Below are 2,040 nucleotides of genomic sequence, written 5' to 3' on the forward strand. Positions count from 1 at the left end.
GCGTCGGCGTCTTGACGCATGTAGATCAGCGCAAGGTCGGTACCGTACGAGTGGGAGAACACATTCCACTTCTCGAGGCCGAGTGCCTTGCGTAAATCAATCAGGTCATAGGTGCTCTCGGTCGAATTGAACGCCGAGAGGTCAACGGTGGGAGCGAGGCGGTCGTGGCACTCCTGCACCGCTTCTACGTACGCATCCCGTGTGGACTCAGCGTTCCACGCCATTCCGATCCTGTTGGCGAAGAACTCGAAAATCTCCGGGCAGGGCAACGGCGAGCTGGACGTGATGTTGCCGCGCTGTCCCATCAGGATCAGATCGCGATCACGGTTCAGCGGCACGTCCGGGTTGACCGGGGGATCGGTGACTGCATCCTGACCGGGCCCGCCCATGAGAAAGACGATCGGAGCCTTGGCCGGCGGCTGCGTTTCCGACGGAACGATCGCCACTGCCAAGCGCAAGGATCCGCTGTCTTCTCTGGTGCGGTTCACCGGTACCAATAGTTCGCCGCAGCGAGCATTCTCCAGCAGTGGGACCGGATTTGGCGTCTGCGCGCACGGACCTTCGACAAACTCCGCCGGCGGATGAGCCACAGCCGTCGGTGGCGAACCGGACGGATCGGAATTGCTGCCACACGCTGAGCTGACGAGAATCGAGACAAACGCAATCGCCGTTATTTGGTTCACAAACCGCATGTCAACCACCCTGAATGGCGACCGCCCGAACCTTGTGTTCGGGCTCGGTCCGAGTATCTACTCGGATAAATCCTGGCACACCCATAGCATTGGGAGCGCCGTTACCGGCGAAGCAGCCACACCGGCCGCTGAAATCGGCCTCGATACCTCGGTGAGGACCGCCGTCGCCTTGGTGAGGGCGTCGAGTTTGCTGTCGGCGTGGGTGTGGCCGTTGTCGTGGCAGACTCGCATTCGCAGACCCTGCGATTCGATATCCATTGGTTCACCCGATATCGACCAGTCGGAAAGCCTTGCCTGTCTTTACCTTTCAACGATGCGTCCGGGCGGGCACGCTCTGGTCGTCACGAATGCGCTCGAGACCATGCAGACCGAGCGTACCGACCGCCTGGGCGGCTACTTGATGCGTGATCCCCGGACGCGTTCGGCGTTGCGCGGCGGGAAGGGTTCGCCATCGTTGTATTCGCGTTCGAGAACGGAGAGGTAGCGGGCGAGGGCTTCGTCGACGAGGTCGGACCAACTGTCGGGGGCGCCGGCGATATGGCCGATCGCGGCGACAGCATTCTTGCCGCCTTCGACCTTGGCGCGGTTGATATAGATGGATTCCAGCGTCTTGTCCGCGGGTACCCGTTTGGTGGTCGTTTCCTCGTCGGGGGCCACCGGCCCCTGCTGGGTTTCGCCGTTGGTGGCCGCTTCTCGTGCGACGTCCACGCCCTGCTCGACGAGGTTCGGCAGCCGCCGCTTGCGTTCGGCGGGGCTGTTGGCGAGTCCGGACTCACGGGTCACGTTGATCAGGAGATCCTTTCGACGAGTTCTCGAGCACGTCCCGACCTGATGGGCGCCTGCGCGAGGCTGGGGACGTCGGTCGAGGGGGTTGCTGGCGAGTCCGGGCTTACGTGTCGCGCTCATCAGGGCATCCTTTCGACGAGTTCTCGGGCGGCGTCGCGGTAGGCGCGTGCCGCCGACGACGACGGTGCCCACCTGACGACGGGTTCTTCGGCGCTGTAACTTTCGCTGACACGGACCGACTTCGGGATGATGGTGCGCATCGTCTGCTCGGGGTAGGTCTCGCGGAGCGCGGCGAGGACCTGCTGGTCGATGATCTGGCCGAGTTCGACGCGGCCGCACAGAATGTGATTGAGCCGTGCGGTGGGGTTGAGCAACTCGACCTGCTCGCTGATGTAGTTCTCGATCCGCATGAGCGCTTCGAGTTCCATCGCTCCCGTCATGACAGCGGCGAGCACGTCGGTGCAGGCGACGAGTGCGCTGATGGTCAGGTGGTCGAAGTCTCCGGGGCAGTCGAGGAGGTTGAAGTCGACATCGGGGGCGCCGGCGAGGGCCTTGCGCAGGA

At 63.3% G+C, this 2,040-nt stretch carries 2 protein-coding genes and 1 pseudogene; all 3 read right to left on the reverse strand.

Features of this window, described 5'->3' with window-relative positions; all coding sequences use genetic code 11:
- A pseudogene (locus tag AC1DWT_RS51035) lies at positions 1–692 on the reverse strand (alpha/beta hydrolase); the annotation flags it as partial.
- Positions 693–1,085: 393 nt separating this feature from the next.
- Complete coding sequence (locus AC1DWT_RS51040; protein WP_206014047.1) at positions 1,086–1,598, reverse strand: hypothetical protein; 513 nt, start codon at positions 1,596–1,598, stop codon at positions 1,086–1,088.
- The coding region (locus tag AC1DWT_RS51045; protein ID WP_477926241.1) for a ParA family protein at positions 1,598–2,040 on the reverse strand (443 nt) is incomplete at its 5' end. The genes AC1DWT_RS51045 and AC1DWT_RS51040, both read right to left, overlap by 1 nt.

It is taken from the genome of Rhodococcus sp. P4_B6 (assembly GCF_056402215.1).

Excerpts from the sequence above, each read along its gene's own strand:
- AC1DWT_RS51040 (WP_206014047.1), bottom strand. The coding sequence starts at position 1,598 with ATGAGCGCGACACGTAAGCCCGGACTCGCCAGCAACCCCCTCGACCGA.